This window comes from Pseudoneobacillus rhizosphaerae (assembly GCF_917563885.1).
Classification (GTDB): domain Bacteria; phylum Bacillota; class Bacilli; order Bacillales; family Cytobacillaceae; genus Pseudoneobacillus; species Pseudoneobacillus rhizosphaerae.
Genome location: NZ_CAKJTG010000020.1, coordinates 30,344 through 49,842, shown reverse-complemented (window position 1 = coordinate 49,842; position 19,499 = coordinate 30,344). Strand labels below are relative to the sequence as shown.

The window sequence follows — 19,499 nt, the reverse complement described above, 5'->3', positions numbered from 1 at the left end:
TGAATCTCATGCTAGCAAGTATTTTAATCGGTGGCATCATTTTTGGTTATGCAGGCTTTGCTCTTGTACGATTTTTAAGAAAAGCAAAAGAAGGAAAATGCGCGGGCTGCGACATAAAATCCTCTTGTCAAAGTTCATGTGGAAAAGAAGATTATTTATCATGAAAAACTATTAAATTATTTTTAAATGGTGTAAAGTTACCCTAAAAAGGTAAGGGGATTGAAAATTTTTGACTAAGGATGAAATCATTGACATTGTTTCAGATAAGATTAGATTAATTCGGCAAGAATCAGAATACACCCAGGATAAAATGGCTGAAATTATTGGACTATCCAAAAAAACATTAGTCCAAATCGAAAAGGGCAGAGTAAAAGCGGGATGGTCCACGGTGGTAACCGTCTGTGCCTTATTTCGTGAATCAGAAACGGTCCGTCATCTATTTGGAAATGAACCTTTAGAAGTATTAGAGACAGTGGCAAAAGAAGCTATTGAATTTCGAAAAGAAAGAACTCTAGGTGGTAAGGTATGGTGGAAAGAACTCAACCGGAAAGACGGTTATATTCTTCAGCAAAATATCATTAGCCTGCATTTCCGAATTATTGATAAGGAAGCCTATCGGATCTTTAGTAGTTTTGATGAGGAAGCCGCTGTTTTACGCTTCCAAGAAATAGGTCGAAATAAGGTTTAGTGTAAAGGTACCAGAAGGAATTCTGGTATTTTTTTTTTGAAAAATTATCCCCCTAAAATTAGAAAAATCATTCGAATTTTTTATATTATACAATATTTCCTAAATATGGTGTAAAAACATATTATTCTGGGAAAAAGAACTTCGTGGAGTAATTTGTTTTAGGGGGATTTATGATTATCAAATTGGATCTATTTAAAAAAAAATGGAAACAACTGCATTTAAACCAAGTATTTATACTCAGCATATCGACTATCGTTCTCGGAAGTATTTGTATATTTTATTACCTTGCAAATGGTGTTGAGGTTAGTGCTCTTGAGAAAGGCTTCTCACAAGTAACCGTTATTTATGACAAGGATGGAAATGTGGCAAGTAAAATTTCTGCCAATAAAACGGAAAGTGTAACGTATGAACAAATTCCTCAACATATGATTAATGCCGTCGTTGCGATTGAGGATCACCGGTTTTTCAAACATAACGGTGTTGATTTTATTGGGATTGTTCGCGCATTTGTTCGGAATACAAAAGCGGGTGGAATCGTCGAAGGTGGAAGTACGATTACACAACAGCTTACCAAAAACGTTTTTCTTTCCTCTGAAAAATCTTATAAGCGAAAGATGGATGAAGTTTTTTTAGCACGAGAAATAGAAAAGGAATTTACCAAAGAAGAAATTTTAGAGATATACTTAAATACGATTTATTTTGGTGATGGGGAATGGGGAATAAAGAGAGCTGCCCTTCATTATTTTGGGAAAGAAGTTGAGGACTTAACGATTGACGAATCAGCACTTTTAGCCGGATTAATTAAGGCACCATCAGCTCTTAGCCCATATCATCATTTAGAAAAAGCAACCGCGCGTAGGGATGTTGTCCTCGATAGAATGAGAGAACATAATTATTTATCAGAAGAACAGCTTCTAGTAGCAAAAAATGCAAAAGTGGTGCTAAACGAAAAAGGGGGAGATTCCCTTCGTGGAAAATTCCCCTATTATGTGGACCATGTCTTGGAAGAAGCGATAATAAAATATGGACTTACTCAAGATGAATTATTAACAGGTGGCTATAAAATCTATACAGAATTAGACCCAATTAAACAAGAGGCAATGGAATTAGTATATAAAGATGAAAGTTTATTTCCAAATGGAACAGGTAATCAAATCGTTCAAAGTGGAGCAATTTTACTAAATCCCAAAACCGGAGGAATTCAGGCATTAATTGGTGGTAGAGGAGAACATGTTTTTCGTGGATTTAACCGGGCAACGCAATTAATCGCACAGCCTGGTTCAACATTGAAGCCACTTGCAGTCTATACACCTGCTCTTGAAAATGGATGGAAAATAACCGATGAATTAAAAGATGAGGAGATGGTGTTTGACCGTTATGAACCGAAAAACTATAACGATCAGTATCGCGGATCTCTCCCTATGTATACGGCTGTCAGGGAATCAGTAAACGTCCCCGCTGTTTGGTTACTAAATGAAATAGGCTTACACAAGGGCTTAGAGACTTTAGATAAGTTTGGCATTCCATTAGAAAAAAAGGATCGTCATTTAGGCGTAGCCTTAGGTGGTATGGATAAAGGTGTGTCCCCTTTAATAATGGCAGAAGCTTATTCCGTCTTTCCAAATGGGGGAGAACGAATCGAGGGACATTCGATTGTAAAAATTGTTAGTCCCAACGAATCAGTTGTTGCCGAATGGAAAGGTTCTGAAGTTAAGGTTACTGAAAAGGATGTAGCAGATAAAATAACCACTTTACTGCTAGATGTAGTTGAGAATGGTACTGGTCGTGCTGCGAAGATCCCCGGAAGGGAAGTTGCAGGAAAAACAGGTTCAACACAAGTTCCTATAGAAGGAATAAACGGTGTTAAAGACCAATGGTTTGTCGGATACACGCCAGAGCTAGTGGGAGCTATTTGGATTGGATACGACAAGACCGATAGCAAGCATTATTTAACAACAACGTCTAGTGAAGGAGCGGCATTAATTTTTCAAAAAGTAATGACCAAAGCCCTTGAAAATGAAGAAGCTCAAAGCTTTCAGCTCACTCCTCTTGCTGAGATCATTGAAACGGAAGAGGAAAGAGATAAATGGAAAAGTTGGATTGATTTGGAGGAAGCCGTCAAGAAGGATGCTGAAAAATGGCGTGAGAAGATAGAGATAGAGAGGGATAAGTGGTTGGAAAAAGCCAGGAATCGTGGGAAAGGTAAAAATGATGACTAGCGGGTGTGAAAGTAGGACTAATAGTTACCTCCAACCGCATCAAAGATGAAAAACGGTAACTATTAGAGGTTAATAGTTACCGCAAAGCACATCAAGGATAAAAAAAGGTAACTATTAGAGGCTAATAGTTACCTCCAACCGCATCAAAGATGAAAAACGGTAACTATTAGAGGTTAATAGTGACCGCAAACCACATCAAGGATGAAAAACGGTAACTATTAGAGGCTAATAGTGACCGCAATCCACATCAAGGATGAAAAACGGTAACTATTAGAGGCTAATAGTGACCGCAAAGCACCCCAAGGAGCAAAAACGGTAACTATTAGAGGTTAATAGTGACCGCAAACCACATCAAGGATGAAAAACGGTAACTATTAGAGGCTAATAGTGACCGCAATCCACATCAAGGAGCAAAAACGGTAACTATTAGAGGTTAATAGTGACCGCAAACCACATCAAGGATGAAAAACGGTAACTATTAGCCCCTTATAGTCAACCACAAAAAGCAAAATCGACTACTATCGATAAAAATAAGCGTAGTAATTAATCACTTAAGGAAAAACATAATAAGAAGATCTTCCATGTCCGATATAATTAAAATTTTTAATCAAAATCCTCCGAACGGTTTTATCCGAATCGATTTTACACCATTCCTGAACCACTTTTGTCGTGATTCTTTGATTCGGAAAAAGTAATAAAATTTCCTCAACGCAGCGTAAGACTGCAGACTCCAAGCCTTCAACGAAACCACACTTATGACAGACTACAGACCTCTCTTTAAAATAATAATTATTCAAGGAATAGCACCTTCCACAATAGAAACTTTTTTCAAGTTTTTCATAACTATAACTTGGTGCCCTTGTATAAGGGGATTCAATAGTATGGAGTGATATTAATTTTTCAGCAATGATGGAATGACGCTCATTTAGTTTTGATGATAGATTGTTCATTTTTCGAATAAACCGGTCTAGTTGTGTTGGAAAAATGAATTGGGGATTCATTGGGGCTTGATATAAGTGGAATTTAGGATTGATGAAGATACAATAAGATTCCACTGTAATGTTATACCCAAGGTCATGAAGTAATTGTCGGAGTAGTGTTTCGCTTCGTTGCAGCTGAAGTAACGGGTTCTTTATTTCTAATCCCGAGAAAGTGTGCCAGTAATCGCCATTCACATAATAATCACCTTCATAATTCTTTACATTAATATTGAAAAACTTCCCTTCAGATATAATCAATGAATCGGTTTGAAATTTATTTTTGTTATATTCATGTAATAAATCATTCAAAACGTGAAAATTGCCTGAAAGATTCTCAGCCAACCATTTGTCGTACTTTTGCTCACCCTCGAAGCCTTTCTCTAAGTTCATGTAGTTTTTAAAGTCTTGATCTAGTAATTTCATTCGAATATGCAAAGACCTTAAAAGCTTTAATTCCTCTGATTCAAATCGATGTTTTAAAACGTTAACCATATAACACCTCCAAATTTATTATCCACAATCCAATTTTAAGTAAAGTCTCTGTGCCTGACAAGTTAGAGCTAAAAACCACAAAACAACTCCGCCTCCAGACCGACTAAAAAACCATCACTAGTCGCTATTACCTTACTTATCCATTTAGTAAGATAAATCTATCAAATAGCGAATTGAGGTCGAACCAATGAAAAAATTCCGTGAGATTTTTCAGAATCGAACGTTTAGAAACCTATTCTTTGCCACGTTTACGTCCCAAATGGGGAGTACGATTGGATTAACAGCGTTTATGTTTTACTTGCTTGATCGATTTTCCGACCAGCCAGCTTATGCAACAATTACAGAGTTAATGTACTCCGTGCCCACTTTAGCTGTATTTTTCTTAGTTGGTGTATTTGCAGACAGAATGGATCGTCAAAAAATTGCTTACTATTGTGATTGGATGAGCGCCATTTTTTCTCTCGCCTTAATTGGAGCAATTGCGATTGGCTGGATGCCACTTATTTTCTTTATTTTATTCACTAGAAGTGCTATTCAAAAATTCTTCTTTCCTGCCGAAAGTGCAATGGTCCAAGGGATATTGAAGAAAGAGGATTATACAACCGCAGCAGGATTAAATCAGTTAGTAATGAGCTTGTTTATGCTTTTTGGAAATGGGCTTGGGGTTTTTGCCTATTGGTCTGTAGGGATTTATGGTGCTATTGTTGTGGATGCTTGCACCTTTATCATCAGTGCCTTTTTTATAAAATCAATAAAGATAGCTGAAGAAGTACGACTTCCGAACGGAAAACACACGTTCAAAGATTTAAACCTTTCTATCGTGTTTAAAGATTTTAAGCTTGGAATTTCCTATATTTTATCGAATAAGCTATTAAGAACCCTTTTAGTTGGCTTCGTAGTGTTTGGTGTTGTTAATGGAGGATTCTCTGTTATCCCTATCTTTATTTTAAAATATAAACTTGCCCCAGATTCCTATGAGGAACTGTCCATTTGGGTTGGTGTGATTTTTGGAACGGGAGTGCTGCTAGGAAGCTTTATTGCATCCATTTTTACGCAGAAAGTAAAGCTTTACCAAATGATCATTTTCGGTCTATTTGTGTCTGGTGGATTTATTGTGATTGCTTCTTTTGCAGAGAATATATATTTCTTTTTAAGTTTGATTTTTATGGCTTCCCTTGGGCTTCCGTTTGTTAATATTGCGATAGGAGGATGGATGCCTAGTATAGTAGATCCGAAAATGATGGGAAGAGTTCAAGGCTGGATTAATCCGTTAATGATGTTTTCTCAATCCATTACATTAGGTGTTATCGCTGTCGCCTTCCCGAAAATTCTTACTGTTGAAATGCTCTACTGGATGGTTGGTGGCTGTTTAATGCTTGTTGGGGTGTATTACCTCCTAACACTACCAAAGATTTCATTATCTGAGAAAAATTCCAAAACCGTATCGCTTTTAAAGCAAAGTGCATTATAATAAAGGGTGACAGAGTCACTCTTTTTTTTTGATAGGGTGACAAAATACATAGTATTCGGGTGTGAATATGAAAAGACTAAAACTACTCTTATTGCCGTTTGCAGGATTCTGCCAAATTCTCGGTATTGTTCTACTATTTATTAATATAAAAATAGCGATTGTTGTCTTTATTTTGTATGCGATCGCCCTTGTGACATTATTTATTTTACTAATAAATGATAGAAGAAAAGAAAAAAGGGAGGATGAAGAAAATGATTATCGTAACTACTGAATTTGTTCCAGGGAAAGAAATAAAGGAATTAAAGGGATTTGTAAAAGGCAATACCATTCAATCTAAACACATCGGTAAAGATATTTTAGCCGGGTTAAGAACGATTGTTGGAGGAGAAATAACGGAATATACTGAAATGATGGATGAAGCTAGACAAAAAGCCATTGGGCGTATGGTCGATGAAGCAAAAGGCTTAGGAGCAAATGCAATCATTGGAATGAAACTACAATCAGCCGCTGTGATGCAAAATGCCTCTGAAATTATTGCTTATGGAACAGCCGTAGTCGTAGAATAATTTACAACATTCAAAAAAAAGAAATTGACTTCTAAACTTGTTTGGTGATAATCTAACAAAGGAAGAAAAAAAAGGAAAAGGGAGGGTTACAAAATGCTTTTACTTAACAGAATGACTGTAACTGCTTTAACAAACTTAATTCCCGTAACCTATCCTTTAACGAATCAATAATTTAGTAATTATTTAATGAGTCCAAAGGCACAGGTTACGTATATTCGTGACGTGTGCCTTTTTATGTCTTTTTTTGGAATCCAAGAGACGTATCGCATACTAGCGGTATGTCTCTTTTTATTTTTTAAAAAGGAGAGATTAAAATGGAAAAAATGACAAATGTTCTATTAATTAGTGGCTCTGGAAATCTAGAAAGTGGTTAGTTGTTTTTTATTCGAGAGGAGTGAATAAATATGTTTTCTGTATTTTGGAAGTTAAGATGGTTTTTTAAAGAAAATTGGAAGCGATATACGGTTGCACTTATATTGCTAACGATTGTTGGTATTATTGAGGTTATCCCTACTAAGCTGATTGGAATGTCCATTGATCATATTCATTTAGGGACAATGACTTCGGAAATACTTTTTCAATATATTGGCCTTTTTGTACTAATAACAGTTGCTGTATATGGGATTACGTATGTCTGGATGTATAAGCTTTTCGGTGGAGCTTTCCTTGTGGAAAGAAAGCTTCGATCAAGATTTATGCGCCACATCCTTCAAATGACCCCGACCTTTTTTGAGAAAAATCGAACTGGGGATTTGATGGCGCGTGCAACGAATGATTTAAAGTCCATATCTGTTACAGCAGGATTTGGTGTTTTAACCTTAATGGATTCCAGTGTGTGGATGTTAACGATCCTTTTTACAATGGGGTTTCTGATTAGCTGGAAGCTTACGCTAGCCGCTATTATTCCGTTACCATTAATGGCGATTATCATTCAGATTTATGGGAAGAAAATTCACGCCCGCTACATGGAATCACAGGACGCCTTTGGTAAGTTAAATGACCGAGTGTTAGAATCAGTTGCAGGGGTTCGTGTTGTCCGTGCCTATGTTCAAGAAAGAGCAGACCAAGAACGGTTTCATCAGATGACAGAAGATGTTTTTCAGAAAAATTTAAATGTCGCCAAAATTGATTCGTTATTTGATCCGACCATCAAAATCATTGTTGGTTTAAGCTATGTTATTGGATTAGGGTATGGGGCTAAACTTGTCTTCAATCAAGTCATTACACTTGGAGAACTCGTTTCCTTTAATGTTTACTTAGGGATGCTCATTTGGCCAATGTTTGCCATTGGCGAGTTAATCAATATTATGCAGCGTGGGAATGCCTCATTGGATCGTTTGGATGAAACATTATCGTATGAGCTTGATGTCGCTAACCCTACAGAACCTATCGCGGTTGATAATCCTGATCAAATTCTTTACCAAGACGTAACGTTCCGTTATCCTTCGTCGAAGCAGGATAACCTTCAGAATATTCAAGTAGAACTATTACAAGGAAAAACGCTTGGTATTGTTGGAAAAACAGGAAGTGGAAAAACAACGTTTATTAAGCAGCTTTTAAGAGAATATCCTACAGGTGCAGGAGATATTTCGATAGCTGGAGTACCCATTGAGAACCAACCGTTAGATCAAGTAAGAGGATGGCTAGGATATGTTCCACAAGATAACTTCCTTTTTTCGAGGACGGTAAGAGAGAATATTTTATTTGGTCAAGATGGGGCAACTGATGCGGATCTTGAAAAAGCGATTGATTTAGCCTCTTTTAGGAAGGATTTAGAAATGCTACCAGACCGTCTGGAAACATTAGTTGGTGAAAAAGGTGTAGCTCTTTCTGGAGGACAAAAGCAACGGATATCGATTGCTCGGGCGTTAATAAAAAATCCAGAAATTTTGATTTTAGATGATTCTTTATCTGCAGTCGATGCGAAAACAGAAAAGAGAATTATCGATAATATTCGAACTGAACGAAGTGGAAAAACCACTATCATAACGACACATCGTTTGTCTGGAGTACAACATGCCGATCAAATTATTGTTCTGGATGAAGGAAGAATGGTCGAAGCGGGTACTCATGAGCAATTAATGGAATTGGGTGGCTGGTACTTTAGTCAGTTCATCCACCAACAAGCTGTAAGTGAGGCAGAGGAAGAGGTGATATCCTCATGAATAAAGGGAAAAGATTATTTCAATATGCGTTAATGTATAAAAAAATTATTATCGCTGCTTTATTAATGTTAACGGTGGCAGTTGCTGCTGATTTGACTGGACCATTTGTGGCAAAACGAATGATTGATGAACATATTTTAGGAATTGAGTCTAAATGGTTTGAAACAAAGAAAGATAAAATGTCAGTAGCATACGACAGTCATTATTATAAGCGTGAAAAATATTTCGAACAAAACGAGCCGAAAGGCAAAGAGGCTCAGATTTTACAGGTAGGGCGTAAGTTTGTTTTTTTAGAAGGATCAATCGATTTTGATGGAAAACGTAAGCTTGAAGGGACTACCCTAGTCATTGAAGGAAAAGAAGGACGTGCAGATTATAATGTAGACGTTTTAACTGGAGAAACATTATTAGCTTTTACTAAACCTGAGATTTCAAAAATCATCACGCTGTTAAGCCTTTATTTTGGGTTATTAGTCGTTGCTGCCTTTTTCCAGTTTTGGCAAAAGTATCTCCTTCAAAAGTCAGCTAATCGAATCATTCAAAAAATGCGTGAGGATGTTTTTGGCCAAATTCAACGCTTACCCATCCAGTATTTTGATAATTTGCCAGCAGGGAAGGTGGTAGCGAGGGTAACAAACGACACAGAAGCTATTCGTGAGTTATATGTAACGGTATTATCAACCTTTTTTACAAGTGCCATTTACTTATCAGGAATCTACATTGCTTTATTTATTTTAAATGCAAGAATAGCGATGATTTGTTTATTATTGATACCAATTTTAGTTATTTGGATGCTTGTTTATCGGAAATTCGCATCTAAATACAATCATGTCATTCGTTCTAAAATTAGTGATATCAATGCAATGGTAAATGAATCCATTCAAGGTATGACTATTATTCAAGCTTTTAAAAGGGAAAAAAGAACAGAGCATGAATTTGCAAACCTAAATCAGGAGCATTTTACGTATCAAAATAAATTACTACGGTTAAATTCTTTAACCTCACATAATTTAGTAAATGTTCTAAGAAATATCGTTTTCGTAGCCTTTATCTGGTACTTTGGAGCACAGGCTTTAACGCCTACCTCAGTCATATCTCTTGGTATGCTTTATGCAATTGTGGATTACATTAATCGTATCTTCCAACCAGTCCAAGGTATTGTTAATCAATTAGCGAATTTGGAGCAGGCATTAGTAGCAGGTGAGCGTGTTTTCCAATTGTTAGATGAACCAGGTATTGATGTGAGTGAGAAAGAAATTCCTCGATACAAGGGTAATGTGAAATTCGATCACGTTTCCTTCGGATACAAAGAAGGGGAATATGTGTTGAAGGATATTGATTTTGAAACGAAACATGGTGAGACGGTTGCCCTTGTTGGTCATACAGGCTCAGGAAAAAGTTCGATTATGAATTTACTCTTCCGTTTCTATGATAGCCAAAAGGGGAAAATTGTTATAGACGGAATGGATATTACCGAAATGTCTAGACAAACACTTCGCAGGCATATGGGAATTGTCCTACAGGATCCATTTCTATTTACAGGAACCATTGCATCTAATGTAAGCTTAGATGACCCTTCTATTACAAGGGAACAGGTAGAAAAAGCGTTAAAGGACGTAGGAGCAGATAAGGTTTTCAAACATTTAGAAAAAGGGTTTGATGAACCTGTTATTGAAAAAGGAAGTACGTTATCCAGTGGGCAGCGTCAGCTAATATCATTTGCGAGAGCACTAGCGTTTAACCCTGCAATCTTAATTCTAGATGAAGCGACCTCTAGTATCGATACCGAGACAGAGAGCTTAATTCAAGAGGCAATGGATGTTTTGAAAAAAGGTAGAACTACTTTCATTATTGCCCATCGATTATCGACGATTCGTCATGCTGACCAAATCCTTGTGTTAGATAGAGGGAAAATTGTTGAACAAGGAAACCATGATGAATTAATGGAGAAGAAAGGGAAGTACTATCAAATGTATCAGCTTCAGCTAGGTGGTGCTCCATTAGCAGGGTAAAAAAGTTCATAAAAGATTCACATTTAAGTCACTAAACTGAAATAAATATCACATTTCATCAAACCAATTTATGTTAAGTTTATCCTGAATTGTTAATGGAAAAATATTAATATGGGGTGGATGAAATGGAAGAACTTTCTGTAACATTAGTCATTGCAAGTATCTTGATACTAACATATTTTATCGGTTATACAATCATTAAAGCGTAACAAAATGGATACCTTAATCCAACTACAGCGCCTAGCCCCTTGATGGAAAAAATAAAACCCTTTTTTCCTTGATCAAAGCGCTTCCGCTTTATAAAATTGGAAAGCCCCCTTATAAAAGGGGGCTTAAGCCATTTTATTCAGTTTTTTATATTATTATCTTTGGAAACCGCCTAATTGTTGCTCAGCCATTTGAACTAAACGCTTAGTGATTTCTCCACCTACAGAACCGTTAGCACGAGAAGTTGTGTCTGCGCCAAGATTAACTCCGAACTCATTTGCAATTTCATACTTCATTTGGTCTAGAGCTTGTTGTACACCTGGAACTAAAAGTTGATTTGAGTTGTTGTTACTTGCCATAATCTAACACTCCTCTTGATGTTTTTTTGGGTGAATGTGGAATTGAACCACTATGGTGTATACCATTGCCACCAGGCTTAACCCACATTATCATGTTGAATGGATTCTTGAGCAATGTGAAAGTATAACTTAGAGATGCTTTCTTAGTGCTATCTATTTCTCCTTGTTGGTGATTGCTGTGTGTGTGTTGCTTTGTAATATCTATTATGCTAATTTTTTTGGACTATATTCGTAATAATTAATAGGTAATTTCTTCCGTTATGGGGACTAAGTAAAATACATATCCTAAAACAACAAATGAAGGAAGAAGGGGATGTGTAAAATGAGCATTTGTCCTCTATGTAATGGATTTCAAGAAATTCATCCTACGTGCCAGTGTGGAAGTCAGATGGTGGATAGCGGAAGAGAAATGGATTATTACGATGATTATAGTGCATATATGGAGATTGACCAATTAAAATTGCAAGACGGTTATCCAAATAGTTACTCTAATCATAAATGTCCACATTTATTTACCTGTCCTAAATGTGCAAAGGACAAAATCATTTTTATTAATGAATAACGAAAAAACCAGCCAAATACCTAGTATTTGGCTGGTTAAATAAAATTAACGAATTCTTAATTCAGATTGAACATCAAAGAAATGTGTCTTGTTCATATCAATAGCAAGCTCAAGAATATCACCTGGTTTAATAGTAGAACGAGCATCTACACGAGCGACGACGTCTTGACCATTAATAGAAGTATAAAGCATGGTTTCTGCACCAGTTAATTCTGATACATCAATCTTAGCATTAATTTTTGTACCTGGAGATGCTTCAATAAAAACGGGTTCGTCATGAATATCTTCTGGACGTACACCTAGAATAATGTCTTTTCCCACATAGCCTTGCTCACGTAGGACTTTCATTTTTCCTTCAGGGATTGCAACTGTAACATCTCCTGTAATAAATCTGCCATCTTCCACTTTACCGTTTACGAAGTTCATAGCAGGTGAACCAATAAAGCCGCCAACGAAAACATTTTCTGGCTTTTCATATACATCTTTTGGTGTACCTACTTGTTGAATTAAACCGTCCTTCATAACAACAAGTCTAGTTGCCATTGTCATAGCTTCTGTTTGGTCATGTGTTACATAAATGGTTGTCGTTTGAAGACGTTGGTGAAGTTTAGCAATTTCAGCACGCATTTGTACACGTAATTTAGCATCAAGGTTTGATAATGGTTCGTCCATTAAGAATACTTTTGCATCACGAACAATGGCACGACCTAAAGCAACACGTTGACGTTGTCCACCAGAAAGAGCTTTTGGTTTACGGTCGAGATAAGGTTCTAAGCCTAAGATTTTCGCAGCTTCATTAACACGACGATTAATTTCATCTTTAGGGAATTTACGAAGCTTCAATCCGAATGCCATATTGTCACGAACAGTCATATGAGGATATAAGGCATAGTTTTGGAATACCATTGCGATATCACGATCTTTTGGAGCAACATCGTTCACACGTTTTCCGTCAATATAAAAATCACCTTTTGAGATTTCTTCAAGACCTGCAACCATACGAAGAGTAGTTGATTTTCCGCAGCCTGATGGACCAACGAAAACAATAAACTCCTTGTCCTGAATATGTAGATTAAAGTCACTAACTGCTGTTACTTTATTATCGTAAATTTTATAAATATGATCTAACTTTAATTCTGCCATTATGAAGCCCTCCTAAAAAGAAATCGTTTTCATAGTCCAAGTGTACCGAATTATCCCCTATATCTAAATGGACAAATTGCACAAAATTATTTCCCTACTTTTTAGGCACTTTGTCAAACCTCGTTATCAAATACGATACAAGCTAAATATACGGTCATGGCAGAATAGAAATCTTTTAAAGGAATGCCTGTTTTTTCAGCAAATTTATCTAGTCGATATTGTAGCGTATTACGATGGATAAATAGATTCTTAGCTGTGTTACTAGCATGCATATTATTTTTAAGAAAGGACTTAATCGTCAGAAATAATTCGCGGTCTTCGTTAAAAATAGGAATGATATCTTGATGGATCATTTTTTTAAATTCTTCAGGTAAATGCATAGCTAGATGTCTAGGTGCTAGCATTTCAAAATGGAAAACTTTTTCTTTTCTAAAATGCTTGCAAGCAAATTCAAATAAGGCTCGTTCGATTCTAATTAATGGTAAAAATTCTTCAGTCAGGTAACGAAATTTTCCAATATAAAAATATGGCTCAATAAAAAAGTCTGTTTTTAACGTTTCTTTCATCGCGATATAATCATTTTCTAAAAGTGGTTGTTTTGTTTTCGGTTCAATGATGATTCCCTTGACAGCATTTTCCCAAATAATAATAATAGTGGAACCGAAAAATGCCTCCAGAGCAGCTTCAAAGTCACTGAAACTAATCTTTCCGCTTGACCATTGAAAGTAAATGAGACGGTATTGTTTTTCATTCTCAATAGCTGGAAAAGAACTATCTTCAAATAAAAAAGAGTACCAACTTTGAGCGAGAGCGGATGAATGATAAGATTGGTTACCGGTTTGGTAGTAGTCAAAAAGAGAACTTAAAATCGCTAATTGGTTATCTAATAGCTCTTCTTTTGGAATTCCAACCCAATCTTGTGAATCATCAGAAAACCAGTGATAGCGACTAAAGTAATCTTCAGGCTTCTGTTTGGAAATAATCGAATTTGGGTAAAGGGCTTGAAGTTTTTTTAACATAAAATCCCTCATTAATTATAGTAATAATAAATATTATACAGTAAAAAAGAAAAGAGGACTCACTATACGAAAGTGGGTCCTCTTAATAGAGTTTAATATTAACGTGGTGGATCTTCTTCTACAAGGTCTCGGGCTTCTTCAATATTGGTTGTATCCTCTCTCATATGAACCGAACCACCAGACATACCCTCATTAATCATTCGATCGACATCTAAAAATACCTTATCTTTTCCTTCATACATCGTATCTTCTTTAAAGTCATTAGAATTCTTTTTTTCCATACTAATCTCCTCCTTTTTGTACCTATTTTTAGAAAAAAGGAGTGAGAACATACCTTAATAATTATTTTTCATAAACATGAAAGAGCATTAATTCGTGAATTTGTCCTTTCAGGCTTGATTCATTCTCTTTTTGAGGTACAACTGAAGTCCAGTCAATTGCACCATCTGGGTGATAAATCCCTGTAAACTTTTGCTTTTGAAAATAGAAAGAAAACGACCAACCTGGTAATTGTTGATTCTCATAAATGGATTGAAATTGGAAATGTGAAATCATGTTAATCCCCCCGCCATATTTTATCATAAAAAAAGAAGACTATGGTATGCTAGTCTTCCCATCCCGTTAGTTGAAAAAATAAATCACAAAGATAGATGATTCTCTTTCGTTCTATCTCTTCTTCATCAAAACTCATCGGTTTGGAGTTCACTTCATAGATGACATAATTTCCTTCTGTATCCACTCCGGCATCAATCGAAAATTCTCCCCAAAAACCAAGTTGTTTTGATAAAATACGGCCAACTTCCTTCACTAACGCTGATATAAAACGGTCATGTTTTGGTTCCTGAATTTTTTCGTATGGCATAATAAATCCGCCGTTAATCAAATGGGTAGTCAAGTTAAACTCATTTGTTGCTCGAATGCCAATGCCAGTAACTTTATAATTTTTTTCCACCTCTGACCAATGGGACAGAATTCGAAAGTCAAAGCGGTTACCTTCAACAATCGTAGGTTGGATAGTAGGTTGGGCAATAAATCCTCCGCAAAACATCTCACCAAATTCACTCCAAAAATCATTAAAATTAGAAAAAGTAATTTTCTGATTATGCAATTCCAAAATCAAATCTCGGTTAAGGCGGTAGATATTTTTTCCTTTTGATAACATTCGAGGCTTTATATAGATGTCGTTATGGTCTAGATAAAACTTTTCAAGGGTATCTACTGAATCAATCAGTATTGTTTCAGGTAGATACTTTTTTAACTTCTTGCTGCTAGATAGTAATAAAAATAAGTCATATTTATCAATAAAACCAGGATTAAACATTGGAATATGATGATCCTTAAATACTTGAACACACTTTTGAAATTGCGTTGTCTGTTCTGAATGTCTGAAGGGAATACGATTATAGACAATATCTGGTAGTGGCATCATTTTACGATGCCACTCCTGTTTATCAACTGAAAAAATGTAGCCTAAAATCCTAGCATCGTCTTTAACATCTTCGAAGGAAAAAACGAATGAACGAGCGCCTCTTAATAATAATTCTTTCTGGATGCTAATAAATAAGTTAAGATTTCCAGCTAGAGAGTACTCGTTTTTCTTGGAAGTCATGATGCCGACTAAAGGGGCATTCATCTGAAAACTTCCTCAGGTGTATGAATGGCTTTCTCTGTTAAGAAAACCGCGTAAGCTATTGATAACTTTCTCGTTAATAAATCAAAATCCTTTAACTGAGGGTGAGTAAAGATGGAACGACCTGGCTTAGAATTGGCCTCAAACAACCAAATCTGCCCATCTTTATCAATACCTAAATCAAAACCAATTTCTCCTAGATTTCCATTGATTTGTTTTTCTAACGCATGGCTAAGCTTAAGAGCAGCCTCTTTCAGCTTTGGCAAATAGTGATTTTTTTCCTCTTTGGTGAAAATTTCATCTATTGTTTTAATAACTCCACCCGTTTTTACATGGGTAGTGACACTTCCTAACCCAGCTATTTTTGCAGCAATAGCGGTAATCTGCCAATTGCCATTTGCATCTTTATTCGTATGAATCCGAAAATCAATCGATCGATTTTCCATTTTTAGCAGCGATATCCCTTGTTGAACAAGCATATTTCCTAGTGAACGGTTTTGGAATACATGCTTCATCAGATTTTCTAGCGAAGAGAATTTTTGAAGTCTCTTGACACCCTGTTGATCATGGTAGCGACAGAAGTATAAATCTTCATCCCGATCGTAAAGTACTTGATGAACACCTAAACCGAGACTTCCATTGGCTGGTTTTATATAGACTGAATTGTAGTGGGAAAGCATTCCTTCGATATGGGAAAACGATGTAAAGGGAACGGTTTCAGGTAAATACTTGTAAACAGTAGAATCATTGTAAAGCTTATCGTAAATGTCTAGTTTATTAAAAAATCCTGGGTTATACCATGGGATTAAATATTCATTCTGCATACGTTCCTTCACCATCTGTTGTTCTTTACGGCTTTCACTTAGGCGATTTGGTAATCGATCATATACAACATTAGGAAAAGGAATGTTAAACCGCTCCCAGCCATTTTTTTGATAAAAATAGCCTTCAATTATTCCCTCTTCCCAATTAATATGTTGTTCACCAAACACAAATGGAACCACCCCAACCGTTTTATGAACAGATAAAAGCTTTGAAAAAAATAACGAGCGGTCACCAATCGGTCTTAAAGGAAATGGGGTAAACCCAGAAGTAAATATACCGACTAATGGTCCAAGAAATAGCGTACCGTTTTCGTAGAATACATGAAGTGGTATGTTTAAGTTCGGGAAGTGCAATTCTTCTTTCACATCGGAGCTAATGACTATTCTATTTTGTTTTTGAGGATGTGCCTTTAAGGTCACCTCACAGGAACGACTTCCAAAAGCAATGCGGTCAGCACTTTGCAATAAAGGTTGCAGTTCGGCAGGGTAATATACGGTTTTGCTTAATTCTAGATTAATCTCAATAGGATAACGTTTTCGCATTATATCTCTTCCTCTCATTGTTTACCGAACTTGTTAGCGTTTTGCTATATAGAATCGGGGCTTTATTAAGTACGTCTTTGATCTCTGGATTGGTGGTTAGGCTGACCTTTCTGCCAGGCTTCGAATTAATGTCTAGAATCCAAATCGATCCATTTCGCGACACACCTATATCAATTCCAAGTTCGAATAATGGTAAGAAGGCTTCTTCTAAAATACTGGGGATTTTTAATAAAAGGTCACTAATCTCTGTCTCTATAAATCCTATTAGTTTTGGGGATAAATTCTCTCTCCACTTTTCAAACGAAGAAATATGTCCCCCGGCACTTAAGTTGGATAATATTCCATCTGGATGCCCGCTGCGAATTCCCCGTCCTCTTTCTGCCCAGTTACCATCAAATTCTTTTTGAAGGAGTATTCTAATATCAAATGGTTCCATCCGTTCATTAATGAGCTCTAAATATGGTTGAACTAAATACCCTTTTTTACTTAATAAAAGATCAATCCAAGTTGAGAACTTCTTTTCGTCAGAAAAACTTTTATGAATATGTTGGTTACGATTAAATGTCTTTACACCAATCGAAGGTCCTTTAAGTTCAAGATAAAATATCCCATTCCCTTGTGACCCGTTAATTGGTTTAAGCACTAGTCTTTCTTGTAAAGTAAGTTCTTTCATAACCATGTTGGAATCAGAAATAATTTTGGTAGGAGGTAAATAAGGGTGGAGGTTAGATAGTTTCAGGACATTATATAGTTCAAATTTATTCGGTAGACCGTAACCAAGAAAAAAAATATCCTGACGTTCTTTTAACCATGTAACGATAGATATACATTGTTTAGAGTGAACGTCTTCTCCGTAAAAGCAGCGATCGTAAATAACATTTGGGATTGGGAAAATGTCTTGCTTCCACTGATTAGTAGTTGGATCAAATACATACCCAGTAATCCTATGTGAAAATGGATTAATATTTGAAGGAATAAAGCGGCAACAGATCATTCCTTGGGCAACTGCTTGTATGGCAATCTCAGTAAAATATTCTAGTTCACTATTCTCATTTAAGGTCATAATTCCGAATGTATCCACCTAGTTTTCCTCCTTTTTTAAGCAATGGTCGATTGCGAGCTGCTGACAATAAGAAATGATTGATTTAGCTGAAGGGCGAATTTTTATTTCTTGTTCTTCAAAGTTCTTTGATGGCTTCGAATTGGCTTCAATAATCCAGGGGTGTCCATTTATGTCAATACCAATGTCGATTCCTAGTTCTCCAGTTAACCCTTCCGAATTAAGACTAATGCTTGTGGCAAATTCTAATGCTAATTCTTGGATGAAAATATACTGCTGCTTACTCGTTTTACTGTCAAAAAACAATGATAGTGCTTTTAAAGGCTTCATCGTTTCCCCACCACGAGCAATATTAGATACAAACTGTTTTTCTGCTGAAAGGCGAGCAACAACAGAGGTAACCATCCAAACATCTTGACTATTTTTATGACAAAGGATTCGAAAATCCATGTGACGGTTTTGATAGTGGATAAATGGAATACCTTGTTGAATTAAATACGTTCTCGTTCTCATATATGGAGCCAATGTTTCTTGCAGTTCATTGATGTTATTTACGACAAGACTGATTTGTTTTTCCTTAAAATAGCTAAATTCGAGCTGGATGTTATATTCTTTTTGCTCAATGCGGATAATATTTCGACCTTGGCTTCCATGGATAGGCTTCAAAAATAAAATGGAATGTTCTGAGAGCATCTCTTCAAGGCTTTTTTTAGTATAAAGCTTAGAAATTGGAATATAGGGTTGTAAATGTTCCTCCGTCATCAAGACATCATAAACTTCCCACTTTGACAAAAAACGGTTATTAAACATCGGTATTTGATCCACCTGTAATTGCTTTCTGAACTGTTGAAAGACGGGACTTGCTTCTAGTCTTCTTGAATGAATTCGATTATAGATAACATCTGGAATAGGTAATTTAGACTTATTCCATGTATCCCCTTGAAAAAAATAACCCGATATATAGTCAGTAGCTAACGGCTGAAGAGGGAAAACAAAGAAAAGTCCACCAAGCTTTTTGGTTACATGCTCTAACTCTTCACAAAAGGAATGAACCGATCTAAAATTGGGTTGGTTGGGGTCTTCATCGTTTATTTCAGTTAGTAGTCCAATCAGTGGGGCTAAGTACAAGGTTCGAGTAGACTCATTATAGTGGGCTGTAAAATTGTAAATTTGTATAGGTAAATTCATTTGTAAAAATGAAGCGTGAGAAATCTGGATTTCATTATCATTCATTATTTTTTCATATAGTTTAAGGCTAATAAACTGTTTACCTATAGAAATAATTATGTCATCATTAATATTTATCTTCCATTTCTTTACTAAACTCTCAGAAACGTAGACAAAACAATCTAACGGTTTATCATTTTCTATGATTGGGACAAGCGTAATAGGTTTGACAGAATTCACAAATATCAATCCTTTATTTGCTCTCATGATTTGAAAAAACATATTAAATGGGCAAAATTTGATATAGTATCGTATGAGCAGAAGCCTAGATTGGTGATGGAAGTGGAACAAAGAGTTTTTTAGAATCTTTGGTAATTTTATGCATAGTTTGT

The 19,499-nt window shown here is 36.0% G+C and carries 19 protein-coding genes; 9 read left to right on the top strand and 10 right to left on the bottom strand.

Going from position 1 to position 19,499, the window contains the following annotated elements:
* Positions 1–8 precede the first annotated feature (8 nt).
* The 3 genes from LRP83_RS16295 (at position 9) to LRP83_RS16285 (ending at position 2,907) form a co-directional block, all read left to right on the top strand.
* Positions 9–164, top strand: a complete 156-nt coding sequence (locus LRP83_RS16295) for a FeoB-associated Cys-rich membrane protein (protein ID WP_230497748.1) — start codon at positions 9–11, stop codon at positions 162–164.
* Between the two features lie 65 nt (positions 165–229).
* Complete coding sequence (locus LRP83_RS16290) at positions 230–688, top strand: helix-turn-helix transcriptional regulator (RefSeq protein WP_230497747.1); 459 nt, start codon at positions 230–232, stop codon at positions 686–688.
* 170 nt (positions 689–858) lie between these two features.
* Positions 859–2,907: a transglycosylase domain-containing protein gene (locus LRP83_RS16285; RefSeq protein ID WP_230497746.1), complete on the top strand. Its 2,049-nt coding sequence runs from the start codon at positions 859–861 to the stop codon at positions 2,905–2,907.
* A 551-nt stretch (positions 2,908–3,458) separates the two neighbouring features.
* Here LRP83_RS16285 and LRP83_RS16280 read toward each other — a convergent pair.
* On the bottom strand, positions 3,459–4,379 hold the full coding sequence (locus LRP83_RS16280; protein ID WP_230497745.1) for a nuclease-related domain-containing protein: 921 nt from the start codon (positions 4,377–4,379) through the stop codon (positions 3,459–3,461).
* 187 nt (positions 4,380–4,566) lie between these two features.
* On the opposite strand from LRP83_RS16280, the gene LRP83_RS16275 reads away from it, so the two are divergent.
* From LRP83_RS16275 to LRP83_RS16255, 5 genes are all read left to right on the top strand, one after another.
* Positions 4,567–5,850, top strand: a complete 1,284-nt coding sequence (locus LRP83_RS16275) for an MFS transporter (protein WP_230497744.1) — start codon at positions 4,567–4,569, stop codon at positions 5,848–5,850.
* 67 nt (positions 5,851–5,917) lie between these two features.
* Positions 5,918–6,121 (top strand): hypothetical protein, encoded by a 204-nt coding sequence (locus LRP83_RS16270; RefSeq protein ID WP_230497743.1) that lies wholly within the window; start codon positions 5,918–5,920, stop codon positions 6,119–6,121.
* Positions 6,102–6,416 carry a YbjQ family protein gene (locus LRP83_RS16265; protein WP_230497742.1) on the top strand — a complete coding sequence of 105 codons (315 nt, stop codon included), beginning with the start codon at positions 6,102–6,104 and terminating at the stop codon, positions 6,414–6,416. Before LRP83_RS16270 ends, LRP83_RS16265 begins: the two co-directional genes overlap by 20 nt.
* A gap of 404 nt (positions 6,417–6,820) precedes the next feature.
* Positions 6,821–8,581 (top strand): ABC transporter ATP-binding protein, encoded by a 1,761-nt coding sequence (locus LRP83_RS16260; protein WP_230497741.1) that lies wholly within the window; start codon positions 6,821–6,823, stop codon positions 8,579–8,581.
* Positions 8,578–10,593: an ABC transporter ATP-binding protein gene (locus LRP83_RS16255; protein WP_230497740.1), complete on the top strand. Its 2,016-nt coding sequence runs from the start codon at positions 8,578–8,580 to the stop codon at positions 10,591–10,593. Before LRP83_RS16260 ends, LRP83_RS16255 begins: the two co-directional genes overlap by 4 nt.
* A gap of 362 nt (positions 10,594–10,955) precedes the next feature.
* On the opposite strand, the gene LRP83_RS16250 is transcribed toward LRP83_RS16255, so the two are convergent.
* Positions 10,956–11,159, bottom strand: a complete 204-nt coding sequence (locus LRP83_RS16250; protein ID WP_230497739.1) for an alpha/beta-type small acid-soluble spore protein — start codon at positions 11,157–11,159, stop codon at positions 10,956–10,958.
* A 322-nt stretch (positions 11,160–11,481) separates the two neighbouring features.
* Between LRP83_RS16250 and LRP83_RS16245 the strand changes: the two genes are divergently transcribed.
* Positions 11,482–11,721 carry a hypothetical protein gene (locus LRP83_RS16245; protein ID WP_230497738.1) on the top strand — a complete coding sequence of 80 codons (240 nt, stop codon included), beginning with the start codon at positions 11,482–11,484 and terminating at the stop codon, positions 11,719–11,721.
* Positions 11,722–11,766: 45 nt separating this feature from the next.
* Here the strand turns inward: LRP83_RS16245 and LRP83_RS16240 are convergent, their stop codons facing one another.
* The 8 genes from LRP83_RS16240 to LRP83_RS16205 all read right to left on the bottom strand — a co-directional run bounded on the left by LRP83_RS16240 (position 11,767) and on the right by LRP83_RS16205 (position 19,374).
* On the bottom strand, positions 11,767–12,864 hold the full coding sequence (locus LRP83_RS16240; RefSeq protein ID WP_230497737.1) for an ABC transporter ATP-binding protein: 1,098 nt from the start codon (positions 12,862–12,864) through the stop codon (positions 11,767–11,769).
* A gap of 113 nt (positions 12,865–12,977) precedes the next feature.
* On the bottom strand, positions 12,978–13,883 hold the full coding sequence (locus LRP83_RS16235; RefSeq protein WP_230497736.1) for a PucR family transcriptional regulator: 906 nt from the start codon (positions 13,881–13,883) through the stop codon (positions 12,978–12,980).
* A gap of 98 nt (positions 13,884–13,981) precedes the next feature.
* On the bottom strand, positions 13,982–14,164 hold the full coding sequence (locus tag LRP83_RS16230; RefSeq protein WP_230497735.1) for a hypothetical protein: 183 nt from the start codon (positions 14,162–14,164) through the stop codon (positions 13,982–13,984).
* 61 nt (positions 14,165–14,225) lie between these two features.
* Positions 14,226–14,438, bottom strand: a complete 213-nt coding sequence (locus tag LRP83_RS16225; RefSeq protein ID WP_230497734.1) for a YheE family protein — start codon at positions 14,436–14,438, stop codon at positions 14,226–14,228.
* A gap of 49 nt (positions 14,439–14,487) precedes the next feature.
* Complete coding sequence (locus tag LRP83_RS16220) at positions 14,488–15,516, bottom strand: YheC/YheD family protein (protein WP_230497733.1); 1,029 nt, start codon at positions 15,514–15,516, stop codon at positions 14,488–14,490.
* The gene (locus LRP83_RS16215; RefSeq protein WP_230497732.1) at positions 15,513–16,880 is read right to left on the bottom strand and encodes a YheC/YheD family endospore coat-associated protein; all 1,368 of its coding nucleotides are present in this window, start codon (positions 16,878–16,880) and stop codon (positions 15,513–15,515) included. The genes LRP83_RS16220 and LRP83_RS16215 overlap by 4 nt, the downstream gene beginning before the upstream one ends.
* Entirely contained in the window at positions 16,858–17,961 is a 1,104-nt protein-coding gene (locus LRP83_RS16210; protein ID WP_230497731.1) for a YheC/YheD family endospore coat-associated protein, read from the bottom strand. The genes LRP83_RS16215 and LRP83_RS16210 overlap by 23 nt, the downstream gene beginning before the upstream one ends.
* Positions 17,962–19,374 carry a YheC/YheD family endospore coat-associated protein gene (locus LRP83_RS16205; RefSeq protein WP_230497730.1) on the bottom strand — a complete coding sequence of 471 codons (1,413 nt, stop codon included), beginning with the start codon at positions 19,372–19,374 and terminating at the stop codon, positions 17,962–17,964. It abuts the gene before it with no gap.
* Positions 19,375–19,499 lie beyond the last annotated feature (125 nt).